This is a genomic window from Roseibium sp. ROS1 (assembly GCF_054658215.1).
Genome location: NZ_BAAGIG010000008.1, coordinates 1 through 24,667, shown reverse-complemented (window position 1 = coordinate 24,667; position 24,667 = coordinate 1). Strand labels below are relative to the sequence as shown.

Genomic DNA, 24,667 nt, shown 5'->3' with positions numbered 1-24,667 from the left:
CTGTCGGGCAAAGACCTGGTCCGGATCGAGCGGGAAACCCGCCGGCCGGGCAAGAAAAAACCCGGAGCGTGCAAGCGCCGGGGCCAGAATGCTTCAGAAGGAAGAGGGGAACTCATGATCAGGAAATTTGTGGCTGCCGCAGCCCTTTCATTCGCCGCCGCGCTGCCGGTCAAAGCCGACACGCTGGACGATGTTGTCGATCGCGGTCAGTTGAAATGCGGCGTCGTGCTGGACTTTCCGCCGATCGGCTATCGGGACGAGAACAACGAGCCGGCCGGTTTCGACGTGGAATATTGCAATGACCTCGCCGCAGCGCTTGAAGTCGAGCCGATCATCTATCCGGTAACCTGGGCCGAGCGCCTGCCGGTGATCGTGACCGGCCGCGCGGATGTGGTGTTCGGCGCAACTTCCGACAGTCTCGCCCGTGCCCGTACCGTTGGTTTCACCATTCCTTACGCGATCTATTACGCGCAGGGCGTCGTCAACACGGAAAGCGGGATCAGCGCATTCGAAGATATTCGCGGCAAGCGTGTCGCTGCTGCCATCGGCACCGTGCCGGAGCAGGAGTGGCTCAAGATCGCGGCCGAATGGGGCGAAGAGCATCTCTACCAGGGCTATCAGTCCGAAAACGAAGTGTTTCTTGCTGTTGCCCAAGGCAAGGCCGATATCGGCCTGACCACCAACACCGCCGTCAAGCCGGTCACCGACCAGTATGAAACGCTGGAGCCCGGCCCGCGCATGCCTTGGACCACGGATTACACTTCCGTTGTCGCCAAGCGCGAAGACGTGACCTGGCTGAACTTCCTCAACCTCTTCGTTACCCATCAGGTTCGCTCCGGCCGCTATGCCGAGCTGTGGGGCAAATATGTCGGTGGCGAAGCTCCGGAACTGCGTATCCCGGGCGTGATGTACTGAGGGTGAAGCCTTGACGGGTGATCCTATCCTCCTCGGATGAGCGCGGGGTTACCTGCAATTAGCGACAAATACAGTGCCACCCCGGGCGACCGAAGGGAGACCCGGGGCTCACTCACCCCCGGAAAGTTTGAAGCGTGTGCTGATCCTCGGCGAAGAGATCCGCGGCTTCAGCAAGTTTCACCAAGAGTAGCCCTCGGACCTGCGCCGCGCTTGTCCGGGGTGACACCCGGAATACCAACCTCGGCAGTGCTCTTGTCTGACGGGATCTCACGAATGCGTATGCCTTGCCCCGATAAGGCGGGATAGCCGGAGCAATTCGTAACAAATGTTCGACTATAATTTCCATTGGCGGCCGGTGCTGAAAAGCCTGCCCGATCTGCTGGAGGCCGGGTTGCTGACGCTTGAAGTCGCGACCCTGTCGATGGTGATCGGCATCGTGGTCGGTCTTGCGCTGGCGCTGATCCGGCTGAAGCTGAAGGGGCCGCTCTACTGGCTTGCGACAACGTGGGTGGAACTGGCGCGCAATACGCCTGCGCTGTTCCAGCTGTTCTTCTTCGGCTTCGGGCTCGGCGCCTTCGGCATTCACCTGACGCCGTTTTTCATCGTGCTTGCCGGGCTCAGCTTCAACTGTGCCGGCTATCTGGCGGAGAATTTTCGCGGCGGCTTTCAGGCTGTGCCCGAGACGCAGCTGCGGGCGGCACGGTCGTTGGGAATGACCTCCTGGCAGGCCTATACCCGCATCGTCATCCCGCAGGTTTTTCGCATCGTCTATCACCCGGTCACCAACCAGATGGTCTGGGCGGTGTTGATGTCTTCACTCGGCATGCTGGTCGGGTTCCGCGAATTGTCAGGCGAGACCCAGTTCTTCGCCAGCCGCACCTTCCGCATCTTCGAATATTTCGCAGTCACGGCCGTCATCTACTACGTGATCGTCAAATTCATCCTGGCGGCGTCCCGGCTCCTTGCCATGCGCCTGTTCCGGTACTGAGGGGGCTGACATGAATGAATCCATCAGCTTCTTTTCAGGCTTCAACATTCACGATTTCTGGTTCCTCGGTGAAGCTGCACTCCGGACCCTCTGGATCTCGGCTGTTTCGATTACCATCGGGACCGTGCTCGGCGGTCTGTTCGGCTGGATGCTTTACGAGGGCCGGCTGGCGGCGACGTTGCTGCTGGGGCCGGTGCTGGATGTGTTCCGCTCCGTGCCGCTGATTATCCAGCTTGTGCTGTTCTACAATTTTGCGCCCATCGTCGGTCTGGATTTCGATCCGTTTGCGTCGGGCGTGGTGATCCTGACCGCCTACACCGCTTCTCTGGTAGCCAACGTTGCCCGCGGCGGCATCGAGGCTGTCGGCAAGCCGATGCGCCGGGCGGCGCGTTCGCTGGGGCTCAGCTACTGGCAGGACATGCGCTACGTGGTGTTGCCCATCGGCGGGCGGGCCGTCTTTCCGGCCTGGGTCGGTGTTGCGCTCGGCGTCATGAAGGATTCCGCGCTGGTGTCCGTGCTCGGCTATGTCGAGCTGCTCAAGGCCAGCCAGATCCTGATCACGCGGACACAGGAACCCTTCCTGATCCTCTCCCTCGCCGGCGCGTTCTACTTCGCGCTGTCCTTCCCGATCTCGCGCTATGCCGCAAAACTGGAAAAAAGGTGGGCCCAATGATCGAGATACGCGGCCTTGAGAAATATTTCGGCACTCTTCAGGTGCTCAAGGGCATCGACCTTGATGTCGAAAAGGGCGAAGTGCTTTCCGTCATCGGCGCGTCCGGGTCGGGCAAGTCGACACTGCTTTATTGCATCAACGGTCTGGAGCCGATCCAGAAGGGATCGGTGGTGGTCGACGGCACCGACGTTCACGCCAAGGCGACGGACATCAACAAGCTGCGCCAGAAGCTCGGCATGGTGTTCCAGCAATGGAACAGCTTTCCGCATCTGACCGCGTTGGAAAATGTTGCGCTGGCGCCGAGGATCGTGAAAGGCAAATCGAAAGCGGAAGCCGAGGCGATTGCGGAAAAGCAGCTTCGCCATGTCGGCCTTGCGGACAAGCTGAAAGTGTATCCGAACAATCTGTCGGGCGGGCAGCAGCAGCGTCTCGCGATTGCGCGGGCACTGGCCATGGAGCCGACCTACATGCTCTTCGACGAGGCGACATCCGCTCTCGATCCGGAGCTGGTCGGCGAAGTGCTGGACACGATGCGCCTGCTGGCCGAGGAAGGCATGACGATGATCTGCGTTACCCACGAAATGGGCTTTGCCCGGGACGTCTCCGACCGGGTCGCCTTCTTCCACAAGGGCGTAATGGAGGAGATCGGCCCGCCGGCCCAGATCTTCGGTCAGCCTGAATCCGAGAACACCCGAAAATTTCTTGCTAACGTGCGCTGACCCGGCGCAACTAGACCTTACCGTCAGGCCTCAAGGCCCGTGCTTCGCACGTGGGAGCCAACCGACAGGCCTGACCCATCCAGGAGTGAATGATGACGTCCAATATCTTTTCCGGCTGCATGCCTGCCCTGATGACCCCGTGCAAGGCCGACCGTTCGCCCGATTTCGATGCCCTCGTGAAGAAGGGCAAGGAACTGATCGAAGCCGGCATGTCCGCCGTCGTCTATTGCGGCTCCATGGGCGACTGGCCTCTCCTGACGGACGAGCAGCGCATGGAAGGCGTCGAGCGTCTGGTGAAGGCAGGTGTACCGGTGGTCGTTGGAACCGGTGCGGTCAACACCAAATCCGCTGTTGCCCATGCCGCTCATGCGGCAAAGGTTGGCGCGCATGGTCTCATGGTCATCCCGCGCGTTCTGTCTCGCGGCATCTCCGTGTCGGCGCAGCGCAACCATTTCAGCGATATCCTGAAGGCGGCTCCGAACCTGCCGGCGGTGATCTACAACAGCCCCTACTACGGTTTCGCCACCCGCGCCGACCTGTTCTTCGACCTGCGCCGGGAATTCCCGAACCTGATCGGCTTCAAGGAATTCGGCGGCCTTGCAGACCTGCGCTATGCGGCTGAAAACATCACTTCGCAGGACGACCAGGTGACGCTGATGGTCGGTGTCGACACCGCTGTCTATCACGGCTTCATCAACTGTGGTGCGACCGGTGCGATCACAGGTATCGGCAATGCCATTCCCAAGGAAGTCCTGCATCTGGTGGCGCTTTGCAAGAAGGCCGCAGAAGGTCATGCGGAAGCGCGACTGCGGGCAAAGGAACTGGAAGAGGCGCTGGCTGTTCTGTCCAGTTTCGATGAAGGCCCGGACCTGGTGCTCTACTACAAGCACCTGATGGTGTTGAACGGCGACACCGAATACACACTGCACTTCAACGAGACCGATGCCCTCAACGATGCGCAGCGCAACTATGTCGAAGCGCAGTACAAGCTGTTCAAGACCTGGTACGCCGACTGGAGCACGCAAGGTGGCGTGATCGCCGAATGCGCGTAATCGACAGCCATACCGCGGGTGAACCGACCCGCGTCGTGCTTGATGGTGGCCCCGATCTCGGATCGGGGACACTGGCGGAACGCGCCGCCCGGCTGGAAGCCGAGCATCTCGATTTCTGCGCTTCGGTCGTTCTGGAACCGCGCGGTCACGATGCCATTATCGGTGCGCTGCTGGTGCCGCCGTCCAATCCGGATTGTGTTGCCGGTGTGATCTACTTCAACAACCTGCAGAACCTTGGCATGTGCGGCCATGCCACCATCGGCCTTGGTGTCACCCTGGCGCACCTCGGCCGGATCGGGCCGGGGCGGCACAAGTTTGAAACGCCGGTGGGCGTGGTCGAGATCGATCTGATCGACGCCAACACGGTGTCGGTGGTCAACATCGAGAGCTACCGGCTGGCGAAGGATGTCACGGTCGAGGTCGAAGGCATTGGTCCGGTCACCGGTGATGTCGCCTGGGGCGGCAACTGGTTCTTCCTGGTCAAGAACAGCCCGGTTGCCCTGACGGGTGCCAATATCCGCCCGCTGACCGACCTCACGCTGAAGATCCGCGATGCGCTGGAAAAGGCCGGTGTTACCGGTAAGGACGGTGCCTGGATTGACCATATCGAGCTGTTCGGGCCGGCCGAAGACCCGTCCGCTCAAAGCCGCAACTTCGTGCTGTGCCCGGGTGGTGCGTATGACCGCTCGCCCTGCGGAACAGGCTGTTCGGCCAAGCTGGCCTGCCTTGCCGCCGATGGTGCGCTGGCACCGGGTGAGCACTATCTGCAGGAAAGCGTCATCGGCAGCACCTACAAGATCAGCTACCAGCCCGGCCCGGGCGGCGGCGTTATTCCGACCATCACCGGACAGGCCTTCGTCACGTCCGATGCCAACCTGATTTTCAATCCGGCGGACCCCTACCGTGCAGGGATACGCCTTTAAGCCCCGGATAAGCCAAGTTATGGATTACAGGAATTTTGTCGGCGGGCAGTGGCTCGAAACAACCGACAGCACGCCCAACGTCAACCCGTCCGATATCAGCGATATCCTCGGCTACGCGGCGAAGGCCGGTGTCGATCAGCTGGACCAGGCCATCGATGCAGCGCATCAGGCGGCACCCGGCTGGGCGGCGTCGACGCCGCAACAGCGTTTTGATGTGCTGGATTTCGTCGGGACGGAACTTCTGGCTCGCAAGGCCGAATTAGGCCGCCTGCTGTCGCGTGAGGAAGGCAAGACACTGCCGGAAGGTATTGGCGAGGTGGCGCGCGCCGGGCAGATTTTCAAATTCTTTGCCGGCGAAGCATTGCGCCTCGCTGGCGACAGACTGGCATCCGTCAGGCCCGGTATCGAAGTTGACGTCACCCGGTTTCCGATCGGGGTTGTCGGGCTGATCACACCTTGGAACTTCCCGATTGCGATCCCTGCCTGGAAGATTGCTCCGGCACTTTGCTACGGCAATGCAGTCATCTTGAAACCAGCTGAACTGGTGCCGGGTTGCGCGCATGCGCTCATCGAGATCCTGTCCCGGTCCGGCTTGCCGGAAGGCGTGGTCAACCTCGTGATGGGACGTGGCTCGCAGATTGGTCCGCGCCTGGTGGAAAGTGCGAAGGTGAAGGCGATTTCCTTTACCGGCTCGGTGCCGACGGGGCGGGGAATCGCTGCGGCCTGTGGTCAGCACCTGAAGAAGGTGCAGCTGGAAATGGGCGGCAAGAACCCGATGGTGGTTCTGGACGATGCCGACCTTGCCATCGCCGTCGAAGCTTCGCTCAACGGTGCCTTCTTCTCGACCGGTCAGCGCTGCACGGCAAGCTCGCGGCTGGTCGTGACCGAGGGCATTCACGACCGGTTCGTCGAAGCCCTTGCCGAGCGCATGCAGGCGCTGAAGGTCGGCAACGCCCTGGAAGATGGCGTGCAGATGGGGCCGGTGGTCGATGAGCGGCAACTGCAGCAGAACCTTTCCTATGTCGATATCGCGGCAAAGCAAGGCGGCAAGGTGCAGGGTGGGGAACGGCTTATCCGCGACACGGAAGGTTTCTACATGGCGCCGGCCCTGGTCAGCGAAACCGACAACGCGATGCGGATCAATACCGAAGAGGTCTTCGGCCCGGTCGCATCCGTTATTCGCGTGAAGGATTACGAGGAAGCGCTGGCTGTCGCCAACGATACGGAATTCGGTTTGAGCGCTGGTATCTGTACCACGTCGCTGAAGCACGCCAGCCACTTCAAGGCCAATGCCGAGGCCGGCATGGTGATGGTCAATCTGCCGACGGCAGGTGTCGATTATCACGTGCCTTTTGGCGGCACCAAAGGGTCCAGCTTCGGCTCGCGCGAGCAAGGCCGTTACGCCGCTGAATTCTACACATCGGTCAAGACTGCCTACACGCTCCCCTAAAGTGTGGCCAACGGGCAGCAAACTGCCTGCGGGGCACTTCGCCCTGCCTCGCAGGCCTTTTTGAAAGACTTTGAAAATGGCGGACGAGACCGTCCAGGATATCATCGTGATCGGCGCCGGCATCATCGGCATCAGTTCCGCGCTTGCCCTGCAGGCAAGGGGGCGGCAGGTGCTTGTGCTGGATCGGCAGGCGGAAACGGCACGCGCATCGGAGATGAACGCCGGCGCCTTCGCCTTTACCGATATCGTCCCGCTGGCAACGCCGGGCATCATGCGCAAGGCACCGAAATGGTTGCTCGATCCGCTGGGTCCGCTCTCCGTTCCGCCCGCCCATGCCCTCAAGATCGCGCCCTGGATGTTGCGGTTCTGGCGGGCAAGCTGGCCGGATCGCTACCAGGCGTCGATGTCGGCACAGGCCGCCTTGATGAAGCTGGCGCAGGAGGCGCTTGCCCGGCAGGTTGCGGACACCGGAGCAGCCTCCCTGATCCAGGCCGAAGGGCAGCTGCAGCTTTATGAAGGTGAAGCGGAATTTTGCGCCAGCCTGCCCGGCTGGGAGCTGCGCAAGCAACATGGCATCCGCTTCGAACTGCTTGAGAGCCCGGAAGCTATCGCCGCCATTCAGCCGGGTCTTGACCGTCGCTTCACTCATGCCGCCTTCACGCCGGACTGGACCAACACTTGTGATCCAGCCCGCTGGCTGGCGCATCTGACGTCTGTCTTCCTGCAGCGGGGCGGACGGATCGAAAGCGCTGACGTATCAGGTCTGAAGCCGAGTGAAGACAGTGTTCAGATCGACGCTTCCGATAAGGCTTGGATGGCGAAACAGGTCGTCGTGGCCGCAGGTGCCTGGTCGCACCGCCTTGCAAAGACGATCGGCGACCGCATCCCTCTTGAGACCGAACGCGGCTACAACACGACGCTGCCGGAAGGCTCCTTTGACCTGAAAACCCACCTGACCTTTTCCGGTCACGGCTTCGTCGTTACCAAGATCAATGGCGGCGTCCGTGTCGGAGGGGCCGTCGAACTGGGTGGGCTGACGCTTCCACCGAATTTCAAGCGCGCCGACATCCTGCTGGACAAGGCCCGGCGGTTCCTGCCTGCCCTGAAAACGGACGGCGGCAAGAAATGGATGGGCTTCAGGCCCTCAATGCCCGACAGCCTGCCCGTCATCGACCGTTCACCCGGTGACCGCCGGGTCGTCTATGCCTTCGGGCATGGTCACCTCGGCCTGACGCAGTCCGCGGGGACGGCGGAACTGGTCGCCAACCTCGTATCCGATACACAAAACCCCGGCGATATGGCCGCCTTTTCCGCGCGGCGCTTCTAAACTCTTTTGGAGGAGGAACTTCATGAAAATTACGGCCATCAACGTCTTTCAGGTCGACCTTCCCCTGAAAGAAGGGCGTTACAGCTGGTCCAACGGCAATTTTGTGGAAGTCTTCGACAGCACCGTTGTCGAGATCGAGACTGATGAAGGCCTCAAGGGCTATGCCGAATGCTGCCCGCTCGGGTCTGCCTATCTGCCGAGTTATGCCCTTGGGGTGCGGTCAGGGCTTCAGGAACTGGCGCCCCACCTGATCGGGAAGGATCCGCTCAATATCGGTGCAATCAACCGGGTGATGGATGCTGCGCTGCGCGGTCATCCCTATGCCAAGGCGCCGATCGACATCGCCTGCTGGGACCTGCTGGGCAAGGCGACGGGCCAGCCGCTTTATACGTTGCTTGGCGGTGCAGCCCAGGACGACGTGGTGCTTTACCGGGCGATCAGCCAGGAAGCGCCGGAGATCATGGCAAAGAAGATCGAAGGTTATGCCGCCGAAGGCTATACCAAGTTCCAGCTGAAGGTCGGCGGCGATGCCAATGACGATATCGACCGCATCCACGCCACCCGCGAAGTTTTGAAGAAATCGGATCTGCTGGTGGCCGACGCCAACACCGGCTGGACCCGGCATGAAGCCGCGCGCGTCGTCGGGGCAGTGTCCTCGCTTGATGTCTATATCGAGCAGCCCTGCCTCACATATGAGGAAAGCGTCTCCATTCGCCGCCGGACGGCGCTGCCCTTCGTTCTGGACGAGGTGATCGACGGGCCGAACACGCTGGTGCGCGGCATTTCCGAAGACGCGATGGATTGCATCAACCTGAAGATCTCGAAGGTCGGTGGCCTGACCAAGGCCAAGCTGATGCGTGATCTCTGCATTGCCCACGGTATTCCGATGACGATCGAAGACACCTGGGGTGGGGACATCGTTACGGCGGCGATCGCCCATCTGGCGCGCTCGACCCCATCGGATTTCACTTTCTCGGCAACGGACTTCAACAGCTACGGCACGATTGATATCGCGGAAGGCGCACCCAAGCGTGTCAATGGCCGCATGACGGCTTCCGAGCTGCCGGGCCTCGGCATCACGCCGATCTTTGATGCTTTGGGCGAACCTGTCGCTCGCTATTCCTGAACCGGCTGACCTCAAGGGCAGAGACATGCGCAGCAGCAAGACCATCCATGTGATTTCCTGCCACGCGGAAGGCGAGGTCGGCGACGTGATCGTCGGCGGCGTCGCCCCTCCGCCGGGCGAAACGCTCTGGGAACAGAGAAGCTTCATCGCGAAGGACCAGACGCTGCGCAATTTCGTGCTGAACGAACCGCGCGGCGGTGTGTTCCGTCATGTGAACCTGCTTGTCCCGCCCAAACATCCGGACGCGGATGCCGCCTTCATCATCATGGAGCCGGAAGACACGCCGCCGATGTCAGGATCCAACTCCATCTGCGTCTCCACGGTGCTGCTTGACGGCGGTATTGTTCCGATGGTCGAACCGGTCACGGAGATGGTTCTGGAAGCGCCCGGTGGACTGGTGCGGGTGAAGGCCGAATGCCGGAATGGCAAGGCGGAGCGCATCTTCGTCCAGAACGTCACCAGCTTTGCCGACAAGCTTTCGGTGCCGCTGGAAGTGGAAGGCATCGGCACGCTGACGGTCGACACCGCCTATGGTGGCGACAGTTTCGTGGTCGTCGACGCCGAGGCGCTCGGGTTCGTGATCGTCGAAGACGAGGCCAAGGACATTGCCCGCCTGGGTGTCCGGATCACCAATGCAGCCAACGAACAGCTCGGCTTTTCCCATCCGGAAAATGCCGACTGGAACCACATCTCCTTCTGCGCCTTCTGCGGCCCGCTGTCGAAGACGCCGACGGGCCTCTCCGGACGGTCCGCTGTTGCCATCCAGCCGGGCAAGGTCGACCGCTCCCCAACGGGTACGGCCGTTTCTGCCCGGATGGCGCTGATGGCGGCGAAGGGGCAAATGAACGTCGGCGACACCTTCGAAGCCGTTTCCATCATCGGGTCCACCTTCACCGGCCGGATCGTTTCACAACAGATGGCGGGCGACCGGGCCGGGATTGTTCCGGAAATTTCCGGGCGTGGCTGGGTCACCGGCATTCACCAACACATGCTCGACCCAAGCGACCCCTGGCCGGGCGGCTACAAGCTCAGCGACACCTGGGGTGCGTGATTGTCGGGCTGAGGTGACGTAGAGAATGACTGGTGTTGTTGGGGTATTTCCCTAGCGGGACTTGTCATAAATATCGATATGGCTCTACTGGCAAGCTTCCTTACGTCATTCGTCTATAAGGAAAAACGTCAAGTAAACTGAATTCCTCAACTCCATTCCTCTAAAGCGAATTTTGGAGGAAAGGAAAAATTATCAGTATCGGCCGGTTAAGACTTGTGAGTGGTGCAGGAAAGCATTTTAGTAGCGCCAAGACCTGAATATTTGCGAACGCATGATTATGGACAAATTGGCGAAAAGAGGCGTTTGCCTCATTGGTTGCGGTTTCATGGGCAAGGCTCTGGTGGAAGCCTGGCTGGCAAAGGGAATGCCTGCCGGTTCCATCTACGTGCGCGATCCCCGACCGTCCGGCTGGCTGCAAAGCCAGGCGGGCGTCAACATCAACGAGCCTTTCCCGGCGTCTCCGGCCGCGATTGTCATCGCCACTCGTCCGCAGATCGTGGAGAAGGTTCTGGCGCCGCTCGGCTCCTTTGGTGGTGGCGAAACGGTGATCCTGTCGATTGCGGCCAGTAAACCGATTTCGGTGCTGGAAAAGCAATTCCCGGATGGAACGCCAATCATTCGCGCGATGCCCAACCTGCCGGCAACGGTCGGCTCTGCTGTCTCGACCTTTGTTGCCAACGAGGCGCTGACTGCCAGCCAGAAGGTGGAAGCCCTCAAGCTGATTGCCGCCTTCGGCTCGGTTGTCGAATTGCCGGACGAAGGCCTGCTGCCGGTGGTTACTGCCTTGTCCGGTGCAGGGCCTGCCTATGTGTTTGCCATGGCCGAGGCCTTTGCCGCGGCAGGGGCACGCCTTGGTCTGCCGGAGGACCTTGCTCATGAGTTGGCCGTGCGCACAGTGGCTGGCGCCGGGCGCATGCTTGCGCAGCCGGACGCGGATGCGACCGGGTTCCGCGTCGCCGTGACGTCCAAAGGCGGCACGACCGAAGCAGGCATGCTGGAGTTCATGGCTGACGAGAACGGCATTCAGGATCTTGCCCGCCGCACGGTTGAAGCCGCTGCCGAGCGCTGCAAGGAACTGTCCGGACTGAAACCTGCCGAGCAGCCCAGAACCCTGCGGCTCGTCAGGGACTAGCGGCGGTTTCCAGCAGAAGCCACCCGGCTCTTCCGCAGGTCTCTAGGCCTTCAGAACGGAGGCTATACCCGAGGTTTGCAGCCGTTGGTAAGCGGATCTGATTGTGCTGCCAAAGGCCGCTGATCCTGGCAGGTCGTCGCCGAAAACCTCCGAGAGCGACAGCATCCTGTCGACATACGAATTGCCGTCCGTTTCCTGCACAATGGTGCCAATCCTTGCGGACAGGGGGTCGTTCAACGGCAGCGAGGCGCCCGTTCTCGAAACACCGCGGCAATAGAGCATCCATGCGGCAACGGCGAGTGCCGATAGCGGCCAGGGGCTGTTGTCCTTCAGATGTTGCCGGATCGGGGCCAGTAGCCGTTGCGGCAGTTTCTGGCTGCCGTCAGAAGCGATCTGGGTGGTCTTGTGATGAAGCGCGGTGTTTTCAAACCGGGCAATCAGGGCTTCGGCATAGGCCTTGATATCGACACCGTCCGGCACGGACAGCGTCGGGGCCTGTTCACTCAGCATCAGGGTGAGGGCTGCCTGCCGGAAGGCCGGATCGGCCATGCAGTCGGCAATCGTTTCCTTGTCTGCCAGCGCCCCAAGATAGGCCAGAAACGAATGGCTACCGTTCAGCATCCGAAGTTTCATGTCTTCAAACGGCGCCACATCTTCAACGAATTCAGCACCTGCCAGATGCCAGTCCGGACGTGGGCCGGCAAACCCGTCTTCGATTACCCACTGGCGGAAGGTCTCGCACAGGATACCGTTCCGGTCGGCGTGACCTAGTGCGTCCTCAAGCGTTGCGAACGAACTGTCGGTCATTGCCGGTGTGATGCGATCGACCATGGAGCAGGGGAAAGTGCAATTGCCTTCGATCCATTCTGCCAGAGCCGGGTTGAGCCGCGCGGCGAAATCCAGAACCGCACGACGGCACAGCTCGCCGTTGGCGGGAAGATTGTCGCACGACAGGATCGTCAAACCGGCGAGACCGGCTGCATGTCGCCGCCGCAGACCTTCCACCAGCACGCCGATGGCCGTGGAAGGGGCATCTGGCGTTGCAAGGTCCTGCTGGATGCCGGGATTGTCTTCATCCAGCCTGCCGTCCTTCAGGCAATACCCTTTCTCGGTGATTGTCAGTGTGATCACGGCGAGATCCGGATCGGCGATCCGGTTCGGCAAGGCATCGACGCCATCACGCTTGGGGTGTACCGTCGCACAGATAGCGCCGACCTGGCGCAAGAAGAGATCGTCACCGGACATCTCGCCGACAGTGAAAAGTCCGTCCGCCTCGTCAAGGCCGGTGAGTTCGTCCGCACCGGAGTTGAGCCGGGCAACCACGACGCCCCAGTCGCTTGCCGTTCGGCGTAGCATCTCGTCGTGAAACACCAGAACATGCGCCTTGGCAAAGGCACCAAAACCGATGTGCAGCAGTCGGATGCGCAGCTTTGTCCGGTCGTAGTCGACCGTTTCAACCAAGTGACTGACGCTGCTCATGACTGGCTCACCGTGAAGTCGATTGTTTCGCCCGTTTTCCGCTCGGTCCCGTTGACGGCCAAGGTGCCGGCACCGGCCAGCCAAAGGGTGACCTTGTCGAAGGCGGGTTGCCAGTTGCCGGATCTTTGCCAATCCAGATGGACTGAGACCCCTGTTCGGGAGAGGCAAAGCCGGGTCAAACAGCTCTCGCCAGCCAGTGCGTCCACCGTGTCACCGTCATCGTCATAAAACTGCGAGTGCCTGTCCGGTGTTCCTTCCGGCTGTGGGTAGATACGCCACGTGCGCAAGGTGTCGGAAGACGGTGTCGACCTCAGGTTTTCGGCTGCCATCGGCAGCACTGTACCGCCTCGAACGAACAGCGGAATGGTATCGAGAGCCACCGGAACGTCGATCATCTGGCCGCCTTCATACCAGTTGCTGCCGTCAAAGGCCCACCAGCCTTCTTCGTTGGCAGGCAGCGTGACGCGCCGCGACGTTGCGCCTTCCTCGACCACTGTCGCGACCAGAAGATCCCTGCCCAGCAGGAAGTCGAATTCAGCCTCCCGGCAGGCAGGGTCGTTCGGATAATCCAGGAACAGAGGCCGCAGCATCGGCTCGCCTTCGGTCACGGCACGGTGCAGTAGGCCGTAAAGATAAGGGATCAGCTGCGCCCGAAACTTCAGCGCGTTGCGTACGAGCGGCGTTATTTCCGGATACATCCAGGCTTCGTTGGCGGTGCCGTCGTCGTTCCAGGAATGGATCGTGAAACGCGGATGGAAAATGCCGTTCTGTACCCAGCGCAGGAACAGCTCCGGCTCCGGCCGCGGGCCGGCAAAGCCGCCGACATCGTGGCCGATGTTGTAGAAGCCGGAGAGGCTGAGGCCGAGGCCCATCGGAATGTTCCAGCGCAGCGTGTCCCAGCTGGTGAAATTGTCGCCCGTCCAGGTCTGGGCATAGCGTTGCGTGCCGGGGCAGGCGCAGCGGGAAATCAGATAGGGCCGCTTTTTCGGCTGGTGGGCAACCTGGGCCTCAAACGAGGCCCGTGTCATCAGCTGGCTGTGCAGCGGACGGATCAGATTGACCGGGATCGGTTTTCCGAAACCGGCGCAGACGGCCTCGTCGTCCCACACCTCATATTCGTTATTGTCGTTCCAGGTGCAGGGTATGCCTCTGGAAAAGAGCTTGTCCTTCAGGTTTTGTTGCCACCAGCGGACGGTGTCCTCGTTGGTGAAGTCAAGGTGTGAACCATAGCCGTCCCAGAAAGGTGACTGCTCGGGTGTGCCGGTTTCACTGTCGCGAATGAAGAGCCCGGCCTCGGCTGCTTCCTTGAACACCGGGTGGTCGTCCAGAAGCACCGGCTTGATATTGGCGATGAGGTTGATGCCGGCGTCGGCATAGGCCCGGGTCATGGTCTCGACATCAGGGAAGCGGTCGGTGTTCCAATGGAACACGTAGCGCTTGCCCTTGATGGCTGTATAGCCCGACGACATCTGGAAACTGTCGCAGGGCATGTCTTCTTCCGACAGCTTGCCAAGGAACTCCATCAGCCGTTCCTGTGCATTTTCGGAATCGGTATAGGCCATGGTCGAGCCGGAGTACCCAAGCCCCCACCGCGGCATGAAGGCGGTGACGCCCGTCAGCCGGTGATGCTGCTTGACGATATCCAGAACGCTCGGTGCCCAGCTGAAGTAATAGTCAAGGTCACCATCGGCGGCGCGGAAGGCGCGGAAAGGCAGGTGGTAGTTGTCTTTCTCGTTGCCGAGGTCGAACCAGCAGGGAGCCAGCGTGTCGTAGTAGAGCCCGACTGCGCCGAGCCGGCCCTTGTCGGTGATGGTGAAGGGAATGTGCTTGTAGAGCGGGTCGGTGGTTTGCGCGTCGTAGCCCATGGCATCGAGATTGCGCATCTCGAAGCGCCTGCCGGTGCGCTCCAGGCCACCGGCCTTTTCGCCGAGACCGTAGTATCGCTCGTCCGGGTTTCGCCGCATGAAATGATGATTGCGATGGTCGCGGCGCCCGATCATGTAGGCGTCCTGGGGCCGGTCGCGGGCGATTTCCTGCCAGGGTTCGCCGGCAGCAGGCCGGCTTTCCCAAACGAAGGCAAGCGGGGTATTGATGGTCAGGCGCAGGTTTTCCGTTTCCAGGACAAGCCTGCCGTCCTGCTCTTCCAGCATGAAGTCGGGGCAGGAAAAGCCTGCGAGGTCGTCCCGCGTACGGCCGTCGAACGGCACGTCGCCTTCCGGTGCGATGGCCCAGGTCCGGTCCAGACGATAGGTCCCGTCCTTCAGCAGAACAACGCGGATGAGCGCATTTTCGAGAACCTTGACCACCAGGCGGTGCCGGTTCTCGACTTCAAGTGCGATCCCGGCGCTGGAGCGGCCCAGGTAACGCCAGTTTTTGAGGGCTTTCATGACAGATCCTAGTAGCCGAGGAGAACGCGCGGCAGGAACAGGCTGAGGGCAGGTACGTAAGTGACCAGCAGCAGGAGAGCGACCAGCACCGCGTAGAAGCCGAGCATGGGTCTGAGTACCTGGCCGATCTTCACCCCGCCAACCGAGCAGCCGACAAAGAGTGCCGACCCCACCGGCGGTGTACAGATGCCGATACACAGGTTGAAGGTCATGACGACGCCGAAATGCACCGGGTCCATGCCGAGATCTTCCACCACCGGCAGGAAGATGGGGGTGAAGATCAGCAATGCGGGCGTCATGTCCATGAAGGTGCCAACCACAAGCAGCGCCAGGTTGATGATCAGCAGCAGGACGAGCGGATTTTCAGAAAGGCTCAGCAGCGTGTCGGAGATCGAATAGGGGATATCCGCAAAGGCCATCGCTTTCGACATGGCGATGGAACAGCCGATCATCAGCAGCACGATGGATGTTGTCACCGCGCTTTCCAGGATGATGCCCGGAAGTTCGCGCGGCGAGATTTCCCTGTACCAGATCACGCCCAGGAAGAGCGTATAGACAACTGCAACGGCTGAAGCTTCGGTTGCGGTGAAGATGCCGCCGATGATGCCGCCCATGACGATCACGATCAGGCCAAGTGGCAGCATGGCGTCCAGCGTCTTGGCGATAACTTCCTGGCCACTGGGCCGTTCGGCAACCGGGTATCCCCTGCGCTTGGCAATGATGCCGGCGACGACCATCAGGCTGAGCCCCATCAGGATGCCCGGAATGTATCCGGCAACGAACAGGGCCGCGATGGAGGTGCCGTTGGTAATCAGCGAATAGACGATGAAGGTTGCGCTCGGCGGGATCAAAAGGCCTGTCGGGCAGGAGGCGATGTTGACCGCCGCGCTGAACGCCGGATCGTAGCCTTCCTTCTTCTGAAGCGGAGACATCACGCCGCCGACAGCGGCGGCCGAGGCAACGGCGGAGCCCGAGATGGAGCCGAACATCATGTTGGCGATGACGTTGCAGTGGGCAAGCGCGCCGGGCAGGCGGCCGGCCAGAACCTTGGCGAACTCGATCAGGCGCATGGCGATGCCGCCCCGGTTCATGATGTTGCCCGCCAGAATGAAGAACGGAATGGCCAGCAGGGTGAAGCTGTCGAGACCGGAGGCGACCTGCTGCGCGACGATATAGACCGACTGGTCGAACGACATGAACAGCAGGAAGGTGGCGAAAGCTGCAAGACCGATGGCGAAGGCGATCGGTACGCCCAGGATCATCAGAAAGGCGAATGTCCCGAAAAGGACGAGGACAGATTGGATATCCATGAAGTTACTCGTTCCCGGTCAGGTTTCAGTCCAGAGGGCCGCCGACGCTGGCGGTGCCTTCCTGCTCGTTCGGGCCGCGGCCAGTGCGAAAGAGGTCGGCCAGAAATGTCAGGCAGTAGTAGAGAATGCAGAGCCCGGAGAACGGGATCGCGATATAGACGAGGCCCATGGGGAGGCGCAGTGCCGGGGATACCTGCTGGGTTTCCAGTGTCCGGCTGACCAGGTCGAGCCCGCCGTAGACCATCACGACCCCTGCAAAGAGTGCGATGGCGGCAATGATGCCGACATTGACAAGAAGGCGCAGGATGCCGGTGGTGATGACGGGCAGCAGGTCGATGGCAAGGTGTCGTCGCTGGCCGAAGGTGTAAGCCCCGCCCAGCAGAGCAACCCAGATGAACAGGAAACGGGCCATTTCATCTGTCACCGTGCTCGGGCTTTGCAGCACGTAGCGCGAGACGACCTGCCAGACGACACAGGCAACCAGGACGGCGAAGGCGATGGTGATGACGAGACGCAGGACCATGTCCACGCCTCTGGTGATGACTGTCACGATATTCCTCCCGCGCAGGCCTCGTTCTTGCCGCGGCAACAGGCGCGGCGTGGGCTCCGACACTTTAAGACATGCGTCAGGAAATTAAATTGGTCAACCAATTTTCCAAAAAAGGTTGACTGATTTTGAAAATTGGACGAACAATTCCTCATCCGCGGCGGTCTGGCCTTGCAAGTCCCGCGGCCAACCGATCCGTTCCGGCACGGAACGCAAGTCCTGCGGCCAAGGCTGCAATTGGGAGGAAATCATGTCGAAATTCGTTAAGCTGGCGGCTGTTCTTGCCGCGGGCGTCGTCGCTCTGGGTTCTGCCGCCAGCGCCAAGACGCTGCGCCTCAACCACAACAACCCGGAAGACCATCCGCTGCACAAGTCGATGCAGTTCATGGCCGAGCGCGTTGAAGAGCTGACAGACGGCGATCTGAAAATCCGCATCTATGCCAACGCCCAGCTTGGTACCCAGCGTGAATCCATGGAGCTGATGCAGAACGGTTCCCTGGACATGGCCCGTTCCAACGCATCCGAGCTGGAGGCCTTCGAGGAATCCTACGGTGCGCTCAACCTGCCCTACATCTTCGTCAGTGCCGACCACTACTACGATGTTCTGACCAATGACATCGGTGCGGATATTCTTGCCTCGTCCGAGGACAAGGGCTTCATCGGCCTTGCCTATTACATCGAGGGCGCACGTTCCTTCTACGCCAACAAGGCGATCCATTCCCCGGCCGACCTGAAAGGCATGAAGATCCGCGTTCAGCCGAGCCCGTCCGCCATTCGCATGGTTGAGCTGCTCGGTGCCAACCCGACCCCGATTGCCTGGGGCGAGCTTTACAGCGCCCTGCAGCAGGGTGTTGTCGATGGCGCTGAAAACAACCCGATCGCGCTTACTTCCGCCCGTCACGGCGAGGTTTCCAAGTTCTATTCCGACGACGGCCACACCATGATCCCGTCCGTCGTGATGATTTCCACCAGCTCCTGGAACGATCTGACCGACGAGCAGAAGGAAGCCATGCGCACGGCCGCACGTGAATCCATGGATTTCCACCGCGAGCAGTGGGATGCCATGAGTGCGGAAGCGGTCGAGACCGCGAAGAGCGAACTCGGCGTGGAATTCGTCGAAGTGGAAAAGGGCCCGTTCATCGAAGCGGTCCTGCCGATGCATGAGGAAGCAGCGGCCAAGTCTCCGGTCGTTGCCGACCTGATCAAGCGCATCAAGGCAGCTGCGCAATAACATCTGAAAACACCTGAAAGTCCCGCCGGAGACCTGACCGATGCTCGAACGCTCCCATCTCGCCGACAACGCCTTGCAGGCGCTGCATGACGAAGACTATGACGTGCCCTTCAACACGCAGTCCTTGTGTCATGACGGCCTGATCTTCATGGGTGGGCGGGCATCGGAAAGCCTTGATGGCGACTGGACTTTCTGTGTCGATCTGCTCGACACCGGCCTCCGGCAGAAATGGTTTGCCATGCTGCCGGAGGCACCGGAAAACCGCACTGAACCCTGGGACTATGATCCCTACATGGGGGAAACGGTGCCGGTTCCATCCAACTGGGCGACGATGAAGGAGAAGTGGTATTTCTTCGAAGGCAGCGCCTGGTACACACGGGCTCTCGACATCAAGACGGTGGACAGTTCCAAGCGCCAGTTTCTGAGGTTCGGTGCCGCGAGCTACGACTGCAAGATCTTCCTGAACGGCGAGTTCCTTGGCAACCACTACGGTGCCTCGACACCTTTCTGCGTCGAGCTGACGGGCAAATTGAAGACCGGCCGCAACTGGATCATGGCCTGCGTCAACAACACCCGGACACGCGACCGGGTGCCGATGCGCAATACCGACTGGTTCAACTACGGTGGTCTCTATCGGGAAGTGTCATTCTTCGAAACACCGAAGACCCTTATCAAGGACTTCTTTCTCTACCTTGTGCCGGACGGCACATATTCCACGCTGCGGGCCGAAGTCACCGTCGACGGTGTGCCGGCTGGTCCTGTGACGCTTTCCATTCCCGGGCTTGGCATCGAAAAAGATATTTTGCTGGATGCGGACGGCAAGGGAACGCTCGACATTTCAGCCCGGCCGCAATTATGGAGCCCGGAAGCGCCCGTCCTTTATGATGTCAGCGTCACCTGCGGCGAAGACCGTGTGTGCGACCGGATCGGTTTTCGCCAGATCGAGCGCCGCGGCACGGATATTCTGCTGAACGGGGCGCCTCTGTTCCTTCGCGGGATTTCCGTCCACGAGGACGATGCACTCCTCGGCAAGGTGACAAATGAGGATGATTTGCGCCGCCGCTTTGCCCATGCGCGCGAACTGGGCTGCAACTATCTGCGACTTGCACATTATCCGCATCACGAACGGGCGGCTCAGATTGCTGATGAACTCGGCTTTTTGCTGTGGGAGGAAATCCCGGTTTACTGGGCCATCGATTTTGCCAATTCGGCGACCTATCGCGATGCTGAAAACCAGTTGTCGGAACTGATCAAGCGGGATCGCAACCGGGCAAGTGTCGTTATCTGGTCCGTGGGAAACGAGAATCCTGACACGGATGCCCGGCTTACCTTCATGAAAGGCCTTGCCGACACCTGCAAACGTCTCGACCCGACCCGGCTGACTTCCGCAGCCTGCCTGGTGAACCACGCCCGGAACCGGATCGAGGACAGGCTCGCGGCGCATATCGATATCATCGGCCTCAACGAATATTACGGCTGGTATGAAGAGAATTTCGATGACCTTGCCGCGATCGGGGAGAATTCGGACCCGGACCGTCCAGTGGTGATTTCGGAAACGGGCGCTGACGGCGTTATCGGTGAGAAAGGTCCGAAGTCTGGCCTCTTCAGCGAAGATTACATGGCCGAAGTCTATATCAGGCAGATCGCAACTCTGCGCGAACTTGGATATATCAAAGGCATGTCGCCGTGGATACTTTACGATTTTCGTGTTGAACGGCGCCAAAATATTTTCCAGAACGGCTATAACCACAAGGGGCTGATTGCCGCCGACAAGAAAACCAAGAAAAAAGCATTCCATATCCTGGCCGACTATTATCGCGAGATTGCAGCTGCCGGGGAGGGTGCAAGGAAGGCCTCATGACCAGCGATGCTGCAAAGCGCCGGTACCAGGAAATCGCCGAACTTCTCGCAAGGCGTATCGAGGAGGAGGGCTACAGGCCCGGCGACAAGTTTCCGACCGAGCGGCAGATTTCCGTGGAACTCGGCATCAGCCGGTCCCTGGTGCGCGAAGCTTTCATCGTTCTTGAAATCGAGGGCTATCTTGATGTGCGCAAGGGGTCCGGCAGCTATGTGGCCGCCGGCGAGAAGATTTCGCTTCATATTCCGAAAGCAGACTACGGACCCTTCGAATTGCTGCAGGCCCGCCAACTCCTGGAAAGCAGCATTGCCGGCTTTGCCGCCACCACGATCACCAAAAGCGACATCATTCATCTGCGGGAGACGCTTGATCTGGAGCGCAGGGCGATCGAACACGGTGAGGAAGATTACACCGCCGACCGGCAGTTCCACCGGCAGATCGCCGAAGCAACCCAGAACAGTGTTCTGGTGGACCAGGTGGAAGACCTCTGGAACAAGCGTGAAAACAGTTCCATGTGGGCTCGGCTGCATGACCGCATCTTCGATCTCAGCTACCGGGCCAAATGGCTGGATGATCACGCCGAAATTCTGGAGGCATTGCGCCACCGTAACTCCGAGAAGGCGCGCCTTGCCATGTGGCAGCACCTGGAAAACGTTCGCCTGACCCTGCTTGAGCTTTCCGACGTCGGCGACCCTGATTTCGACGGTTACCTTTATACCCCGGCACAGGCCGCGCCCTGAGCGCCGGGCATCATGTGCGCCAGACGCAAGACCTCAAACACAAAACGCTGCAGCGATAACAACAAGAAAGACTTCAGGCGATGATCGAAAGCTGGCGCTGGTTCGGACCGCAGGACCCCATCTCCCTGAGGGATATCCGCCAGACAGGTGCACGCGGCATCGTCACCGCCCTGCATGACATTCCCAACGGCATCTTCTGGCCGGAAGAGGAAATCGCGTCCCGCCGCCGCATGATCGAGGCAGCCGGCCTGGAATGGGTCGTCACCGAGAGCATCCCGGTGCATGAAGACATCAAGACCGGGGCGCCCGGATGGGAAAAGTGGGCGGTAAACTGGGCGGAGACGGTTCGCGCCCTCGCGCGCCAGGGCATCAGGACGATCTGCTACAATTTCATGCCCGTGCTGGACTGGACCAGGACGGATCTCGACTACGAACTGGAAGACGGTGCAACCGCCCTGCGGTTCGAGTTCGCGGCCTATGCCGCGTTCGATCTGTTCATCCTGCAGCGGGAAGGCGCTGAGGCGGACTATGATGCTGCCGATATTGCGCTTGCCGAGGAACGCTTTGCCCGGATGTCCATCGAGGAGCGGGACAGGCTGACCGCCAATATCATTGCAGGACTGCCCGGTTCGGAAGAAAGCTACACGCTGGAGACATTCCGGGACCGCCTCGCGTCTTATCGCGGTATCGGCCGGGAAGAGCTTTTCCGGAACCTTCAGAACTTCCTTGAAATCGTCGTGCCGGCCGCCGAGGAGGAGGGTGCCGTACTGGCCATCCACCCGGATGACCCACCGAGGTCTCTCTTCGGTTTGCCGCGAATTGTCGGGTCGCTCGGTGATCTGCAGCGAATTGCCGGCATGAACCTGTCAATGGCAAACGGCTTTACCGTCTGCTCCGGGTCGCTTGGTGTCAGCGCCGGCAACAATATTCCCGAAATCGTCGATGCATTGGGTGAGCGGATCCATTTCGCCCATCTGAGGGCAACCAGGCGCGAGCAGGATCCCCGCAGTTTCCGCGAAGATGCGCATCTTGAGGGCGACGTCGATATGGTCGCCATCATTCGTGCACTGCGGCGCATGGAACGACAAACGGGTAAGTGGATCCCGATGCGGCCGGATCATGGGCATCGTATATTGAACGATCTCAGCGGAACCTCGACACCCGGGTATCCGGCGATCGGCCGGTTGCGGGGACTGGCGGAGCTGCGCGGTGTGACCCGGGCGGTTGATATTCTGGACACAGTCGAAGCGGCGGCTGAATAGGTTATTCGGGCAAGGCAACAACCTTGACCGGGCGCGGTATCCGATTACATCCATCTGCTGAGAAACTTCACGGCAATGGCGATGGCACCGGTCATGCCCGAGATCCCGGAGACCTGAATGGAAAAGAATGTCGATACCCTTGTAGAGGACGGGCGCGATGTCATCCTCATCGAAGGACTGAAAGTCGCGACGCAGATCGGCATTCTGGACAGCGAGAAAAACCGGACACAAACCGTCTGCTTCGATATCGAAATGCAGACCGTTACCGGCTATCGCCGGATCGTGCGCGAAACGGGTGCGTTTGTTTCCTATGCCGACGCGGTCGAATTCATTCTGCAGAAGGCAGCCTCCGGCGGTCATATCGACCTGGTCGAGGATTGGGCTGAAGCCGTTGCGGATTTCGTTTTGACGAATGAGCTGGTTGAAGGCGTCAGCGTGAAGGTCACCAAGCCGGACATCTTTGAGGAAGCTGCGGGCGTCGGCATTCGCATCAAGCGCCGCCGGCCGTCCCGTTGACCTTGCCCTCTCACCGCATTTTCCTATCTGCACTGAAACCTGCCTGATCCCGCCCGGCTTTTCCGGGCAAGAGGTTCGACACCGGGAGCCCCGCCTCACATGATTTCCGCCGACCGCCTGCTTCCTCTCTGGCTCAAATATCGCGATGCTCTCGAAGCACCGATCCGAACCTTCGAATTTGAAAAGTTTGGCCGGCGGTTCGAGGACCGCACCTATCAGATGGGCGTCCTGAACCTGTCACCGGACAGCACCTATCGCGAAACGGTCTGCCATACCTTCGAAGCGGCGCTTTATCGTGGTCGGCGCATGACGCTGGAGGGGGCGGCGATGGTCGACATCGGCGCGGAGTCGACCGGCGAGACTGCGGACATCGTCGCGGCCGAGCGGCAGATCGACCGCATGCGCCCGGTCGTAAAGGCTCTTGCCGACGAAGGCATTCTTGTTTCCGTTGAAACCTATCATCCGGAAGTGGGCGTCGCCCTGCTGGAGGCCGGAGCAGGAGTGGTCAATCTGACGGGACGCGTTGACGACCCGGCCTTCTACGAGGCGATTGCGAAGCATCAGGCCGGTATCGTCCTGTGTTACACGCCGGGCAAGAATGCCCGTTCCGACGATTACCTGCCGCCGGCTGAAGATATCTTCGATCACCAGCTCACATTCTTCCGCGAGAGGGTTCATCTGGCCACGGAAGCCGGGATCGAGCGGCTGTGGGTTGATCCCGGCTTCGGCTTTGCGCTGCACTTGCCGGACGGGCCGGACCGGATTCGGTATCAGACCGACAGTATTCTCCAGTCGTTCCGCCTGCGGGAACTCGGCTGGCCGGTGACCGTGCAGTTGACCGGGGCAGTGTATCTGTTCCGTGATGAAGTTCGGGTGGCGCAGACCAGTGCGGCAACTCTGGCCGTCATGTCGAGAGCAAACCTGGTGCGCAGCCATGAAGTGCCACGCGTGCAGCCGGTCCTGAACCTGCAGGATTTCGCCTGAAGAGTTGGCCGCTTCCTAGAGTCTGTTTCTTGAGGGGCAAGCCGAGACAAACCCGAGCCAACCGGAGGAGTGCATATGGCAACCGACAGGATCGCACTGGTGACAGGGGCCGGCAAACGGCTCGGCAAGGCCATCGCCAGGGGGCTGGCGAATGAGGGTTATGCCATGGGCCTGCATTACAACTCTTCTGCCGAGGGGGCGCAGGAGCTTCATGACGAGATTATCGCCGAGGGCGGCAAGGCCGCACTCTTGCAGAAAGACCTGAGCCGGCCGGAGACGGCCGGTGGCCTGATCGAGGACGCGGCCGCTGCACTGGGTGGACCTGTCGAGGTGCTGGTGAATTCCGCATCCGCATTCAACACAGACAGCTTGTCTGACCTGACGATCGATACCTGGCAGTTCCTGATGAACGTCAATGCGGCCGCGCCGGTATTCCTGATGCAGGCATTCGCCAACCAGGATCCCTTGCCGGAAGGCGGCACGATCGTGAACATGCTCGACACCCAGATGCTGTCGGCGTCCCCGGAACGGTTCAGCTATTTTTGCGGAAAGTTCGCGCTCGACGGGGCGACCCGTTTGGCTGCCTACGATCTGGGACCCAGAGGCATTCGCGTGAATGCGGTTGCTCCGGGCCTGATCCTGCCGAGCGACCAGACCCAGGAAAACTTTGACGCTAGGCAGAAGCTGACGCCAATGGGGCCGGGCCTCGGGCCAGATGATGTGGTTGATGCAGTGATCTATCTGGTTGGGGCCAAACAGGTGACCGGACATACGCTGGTAGTGGATGCCGGGCAGCGGCTGATGGGCTTCGGAAACGCGCCGATCGGATGAAATTGAGGAAATCCTTGGGATTTCATGGTTAGCGAATGGTTAATATCCACTGCCTCGAAAGAGGGGCGAATTTTCTTTCAAAAAAAATCAAAACCGGTGTTGACGGGTTGGGTTGGTCTGCGTATAACCCGGTTCATCGACGGCGGCAACGTCGCTGGCGACAGGG

General features: G+C 60.5%; 22 protein-coding genes. 18 read left to right on the top strand and 4 right to left on the bottom strand.

Annotation, left to right across the window (positions count from 1 at the left end; all coding sequences use genetic code 11):
* Nucleotides 1-114: 114 nt before the first annotated feature.
* From ACYQ6M_RS29040 to ACYQ6M_RS28990, 11 genes are all read left to right on the top strand, one after another.
* The gene (locus ACYQ6M_RS29040; protein WP_055661558.1) at nucleotides 115-915 is read left to right on the top strand and encodes a transporter substrate-binding domain-containing protein; all 801 of its coding nucleotides are present in this window, start codon (nucleotides 115-117) and stop codon (nucleotides 913-915) included.
* Between the two features lie 325 nt (nucleotides 916-1,240).
* Nucleotides 1,241-1,903 carry an amino acid ABC transporter permease gene (locus ACYQ6M_RS29035; protein WP_055661559.1) on the top strand — a complete coding sequence of 221 codons (663 nt, stop codon included), beginning with the start codon at nucleotides 1,241-1,243 and terminating at the stop codon, nucleotides 1,901-1,903.
* A 10-nt stretch (nucleotides 1,904-1,913) separates the two neighbouring features.
* Entirely contained in the window at nucleotides 1,914-2,576 is a 663-nt protein-coding gene (locus tag ACYQ6M_RS29030; protein WP_460077329.1) for an amino acid ABC transporter permease, read from the top strand.
* Nucleotides 2,573-3,295, top strand: coding sequence for an amino acid ABC transporter ATP-binding protein (locus ACYQ6M_RS29025; protein ID WP_152505441.1), 723 nt, complete (start codon nucleotides 2,573-2,575; stop codon nucleotides 3,293-3,295). Before ACYQ6M_RS29030 ends, ACYQ6M_RS29025 begins: the two co-directional genes overlap by 4 nt.
* A gap of 92 nt (nucleotides 3,296-3,387) precedes the next feature.
* Complete coding sequence (locus ACYQ6M_RS29020) at nucleotides 3,388-4,347, top strand: dihydrodipicolinate synthase family protein (protein ID WP_031269009.1); 960 nt, start codon at nucleotides 3,388-3,390, stop codon at nucleotides 4,345-4,347.
* Entirely contained in the window at nucleotides 4,338-5,270 is a 933-nt protein-coding gene (locus ACYQ6M_RS29015) for a 4-hydroxyproline epimerase (protein ID WP_168688099.1), read from the top strand. The genes ACYQ6M_RS29020 and ACYQ6M_RS29015 overlap by 10 nt, the downstream gene beginning before the upstream one ends.
* Before the next feature lie 19 nt (nucleotides 5,271-5,289).
* Nucleotides 5,290-6,720 carry an aldehyde dehydrogenase family protein gene (locus tag ACYQ6M_RS29010; protein WP_460077326.1) on the top strand — a complete coding sequence of 477 codons (1,431 nt, stop codon included), beginning with the start codon at nucleotides 5,290-5,292 and terminating at the stop codon, nucleotides 6,718-6,720.
* 76 nt (nucleotides 6,721-6,796) lie between these two features.
* Nucleotides 6,797-8,047 (top strand): NAD(P)/FAD-dependent oxidoreductase, encoded by a 1,251-nt coding sequence (locus ACYQ6M_RS29005; protein ID WP_460077325.1) that lies wholly within the window; start codon nucleotides 6,797-6,799, stop codon nucleotides 8,045-8,047.
* Between the two features lie 22 nt (nucleotides 8,048-8,069).
* Nucleotides 8,070-9,173 (top strand): cis-3-hydroxy-L-proline dehydratase, encoded by a 1,104-nt coding sequence (locus tag ACYQ6M_RS29000; protein ID WP_460077324.1) that lies wholly within the window; start codon nucleotides 8,070-8,072, stop codon nucleotides 9,171-9,173.
* A 25-nt stretch (nucleotides 9,174-9,198) separates the two neighbouring features.
* Nucleotides 9,199-10,224, top strand: coding sequence for a trans-3-hydroxy-L-proline dehydratase (locus ACYQ6M_RS28995; protein ID WP_460077322.1), 1,026 nt, complete (start codon nucleotides 9,199-9,201; stop codon nucleotides 10,222-10,224).
* Between the two features lie 271 nt (nucleotides 10,225-10,495).
* Nucleotides 10,496-11,356 (top strand): pyrroline-5-carboxylate reductase family protein, encoded by an 861-nt coding sequence (locus ACYQ6M_RS28990; RefSeq protein WP_077291677.1) that lies wholly within the window; start codon nucleotides 10,496-10,498, stop codon nucleotides 11,354-11,356.
* 42 nt (nucleotides 11,357-11,398) lie between these two features.
* On the opposite strand, the gene ACYQ6M_RS28985 is transcribed toward ACYQ6M_RS28990, so the two are convergent.
* From ACYQ6M_RS28985 to ACYQ6M_RS28970, 4 genes are read right to left on the bottom strand one after another with little or no spacing between them, the layout of a single operon-like run.
* Nucleotides 11,399-12,835 (bottom strand): mannitol dehydrogenase family protein, encoded by a 1,437-nt coding sequence (locus ACYQ6M_RS28985; RefSeq protein WP_460077320.1) that lies wholly within the window; start codon nucleotides 12,833-12,835, stop codon nucleotides 11,399-11,401.
* The gene (locus ACYQ6M_RS28980) at nucleotides 12,832-15,222 is read right to left on the bottom strand and encodes a glycoside hydrolase family 31 protein (RefSeq protein ID WP_460077318.1); all 2,391 of its coding nucleotides are present in this window, start codon (nucleotides 15,220-15,222) and stop codon (nucleotides 12,832-12,834) included. Before ACYQ6M_RS28980 ends, ACYQ6M_RS28985 begins: the two co-directional genes overlap by 4 nt.
* A gap of 8 nt (nucleotides 15,223-15,230) precedes the next feature.
* Nucleotides 15,231-16,532 carry a TRAP transporter large permease gene (locus ACYQ6M_RS28975; RefSeq protein ID WP_023000150.1) on the bottom strand — a complete coding sequence of 434 codons (1,302 nt, stop codon included), beginning with the start codon at nucleotides 16,530-16,532 and terminating at the stop codon, nucleotides 15,231-15,233.
* A gap of 25 nt (nucleotides 16,533-16,557) precedes the next feature.
* A complete protein-coding gene (locus tag ACYQ6M_RS28970) occupies nucleotides 16,558-17,082 on the bottom strand; it encodes a TRAP transporter small permease (RefSeq protein ID WP_088665207.1) in 525 nt (174 codons plus the stop codon).
* A gap of 247 nt (nucleotides 17,083-17,329) precedes the next feature.
* Between ACYQ6M_RS28970 and ACYQ6M_RS28965 the strand changes: the two genes are divergently transcribed.
* The 7 genes from ACYQ6M_RS28965 to ACYQ6M_RS28935 all read left to right on the top strand — a co-directional run bounded on the left by ACYQ6M_RS28965 (nucleotide 17,330) and on the right by ACYQ6M_RS28935 (nucleotide 24,501).
* Nucleotides 17,330-18,310, top strand: coding sequence for a TRAP transporter substrate-binding protein (locus ACYQ6M_RS28965; RefSeq protein WP_031269012.1), 981 nt, complete (start codon nucleotides 17,330-17,332; stop codon nucleotides 18,308-18,310).
* A 40-nt stretch (nucleotides 18,311-18,350) separates the two neighbouring features.
* Nucleotides 18,351-20,171, top strand: coding sequence for a glycoside hydrolase family 2 protein (locus tag ACYQ6M_RS28960; protein ID WP_460077315.1), 1,821 nt, complete (start codon nucleotides 18,351-18,353; stop codon nucleotides 20,169-20,171).
* Nucleotides 20,168-20,908 carry an FCD domain-containing protein gene (locus ACYQ6M_RS28955; protein ID WP_075283622.1) on the top strand — a complete coding sequence of 247 codons (741 nt, stop codon included), beginning with the start codon at nucleotides 20,168-20,170 and terminating at the stop codon, nucleotides 20,906-20,908. The genes ACYQ6M_RS28960 and ACYQ6M_RS28955 overlap by 4 nt, the downstream gene beginning before the upstream one ends.
* An 80-nt stretch (nucleotides 20,909-20,988) precedes the next feature.
* Nucleotides 20,989-22,170 carry a mannonate dehydratase gene (gene uxuA, locus ACYQ6M_RS28950; RefSeq protein ID WP_460077313.1) on the top strand — a complete coding sequence of 394 codons (1,182 nt, stop codon included), beginning with the start codon at nucleotides 20,989-20,991 and terminating at the stop codon, nucleotides 22,168-22,170.
* A gap of 117 nt (nucleotides 22,171-22,287) precedes the next feature.
* Complete coding sequence (locus ACYQ6M_RS28945; RefSeq protein ID WP_055661569.1) at nucleotides 22,288-22,686, top strand: dihydroneopterin aldolase; 399 nt, start codon at nucleotides 22,288-22,290, stop codon at nucleotides 22,684-22,686.
* Nucleotides 22,687-22,785: 99 nt separating this feature from the next.
* A complete protein-coding gene (locus ACYQ6M_RS28940; protein WP_023000157.1) occupies nucleotides 22,786-23,670 on the top strand; it encodes a dihydropteroate synthase in 885 nt (294 codons plus the stop codon).
* 75 nt (nucleotides 23,671-23,745) lie between these two features.
* A complete protein-coding gene (locus ACYQ6M_RS28935; protein WP_460077310.1) occupies nucleotides 23,746-24,501 on the top strand; it encodes an SDR family oxidoreductase in 756 nt (251 codons plus the stop codon).
* Nucleotides 24,502-24,667 lie beyond the last annotated feature (166 nt).

Coding starts and splice junctions, on each gene's coding strand:
- ACYQ6M_RS29040 (WP_055661558.1), top strand. CDS start 115: ATGATCAGGAAATTTGTGGCTGCCGCAGCCCTTTCATTCGCCGCCGCG.
- ACYQ6M_RS29035 (WP_055661559.1), top strand. CDS start 1,241: ATGTTCGACTATAATTTCCATTGGCGGCCGGTGCTGAAAAGCCTGCCC.
- ACYQ6M_RS29030 (WP_460077329.1), top strand. CDS start 1,914: ATGAATGAATCCATCAGCTTCTTTTCAGGCTTCAACATTCACGATTTC.
- ACYQ6M_RS29025 (WP_152505441.1), top strand. CDS start 2,573: ATGATCGAGATACGCGGCCTTGAGAAATATTTCGGCACTCTTCAGGTG.
- ACYQ6M_RS29020 (WP_031269009.1), top strand. CDS start 3,388: ATGACGTCCAATATCTTTTCCGGCTGCATGCCTGCCCTGATGACCCCG.
- ACYQ6M_RS29015 (WP_168688099.1), top strand. CDS start 4,338: ATGCGCGTAATCGACAGCCATACCGCGGGTGAACCGACCCGCGTCGTG.
- ACYQ6M_RS29010 (WP_460077326.1), top strand. CDS start 5,290: ATGGATTACAGGAATTTTGTCGGCGGGCAGTGGCTCGAAACAACCGAC.
- ACYQ6M_RS29005 (WP_460077325.1), top strand. CDS start 6,797: ATGGCGGACGAGACCGTCCAGGATATCATCGTGATCGGCGCCGGCATC.
- ACYQ6M_RS29000 (WP_460077324.1), top strand. CDS start 8,070: ATGAAAATTACGGCCATCAACGTCTTTCAGGTCGACCTTCCCCTGAAA.
- ACYQ6M_RS28995 (WP_460077322.1), top strand. CDS start 9,199: ATGCGCAGCAGCAAGACCATCCATGTGATTTCCTGCCACGCGGAAGGC.
- ACYQ6M_RS28990 (WP_077291677.1), top strand. CDS start 10,496: ATGATTATGGACAAATTGGCGAAAAGAGGCGTTTGCCTCATTGGTTGC.
- ACYQ6M_RS28985 (WP_460077320.1), bottom strand. CDS start 12,835: ATGAGCAGCGTCAGTCACTTGGTTGAAACGGTCGACTACGACCGGACA.
- ACYQ6M_RS28980 (WP_460077318.1), bottom strand. CDS start 15,222: ATGAAAGCCCTCAAAAACTGGCGTTACCTGGGCCGCTCCAGCGCCGGG.
- ACYQ6M_RS28975 (WP_023000150.1), bottom strand. CDS start 16,532: ATGGATATCCAATCTGTCCTCGTCCTTTTCGGGACATTCGCCTTTCTG.
- ACYQ6M_RS28965 (WP_031269012.1), top strand. CDS start 17,330: ATGTCGAAATTCGTTAAGCTGGCGGCTGTTCTTGCCGCGGGCGTCGTC.
- ACYQ6M_RS28960 (WP_460077315.1), top strand. CDS start 18,351: ATGCTCGAACGCTCCCATCTCGCCGACAACGCCTTGCAGGCGCTGCAT.
- ACYQ6M_RS28955 (WP_075283622.1), top strand. CDS start 20,168: ATGACCAGCGATGCTGCAAAGCGCCGGTACCAGGAAATCGCCGAACTT.
- uxuA (WP_460077313.1), top strand. CDS start 20,989: ATGATCGAAAGCTGGCGCTGGTTCGGACCGCAGGACCCCATCTCCCTG.
- ACYQ6M_RS28945 (WP_055661569.1), top strand. CDS start 22,288: ATGGAAAAGAATGTCGATACCCTTGTAGAGGACGGGCGCGATGTCATC.
- ACYQ6M_RS28940 (WP_023000157.1), top strand. CDS start 22,786: ATGATTTCCGCCGACCGCCTGCTTCCTCTCTGGCTCAAATATCGCGAT.
- ACYQ6M_RS28935 (WP_460077310.1), top strand. CDS start 23,746: ATGGCAACCGACAGGATCGCACTGGTGACAGGGGCCGGCAAACGGCTC.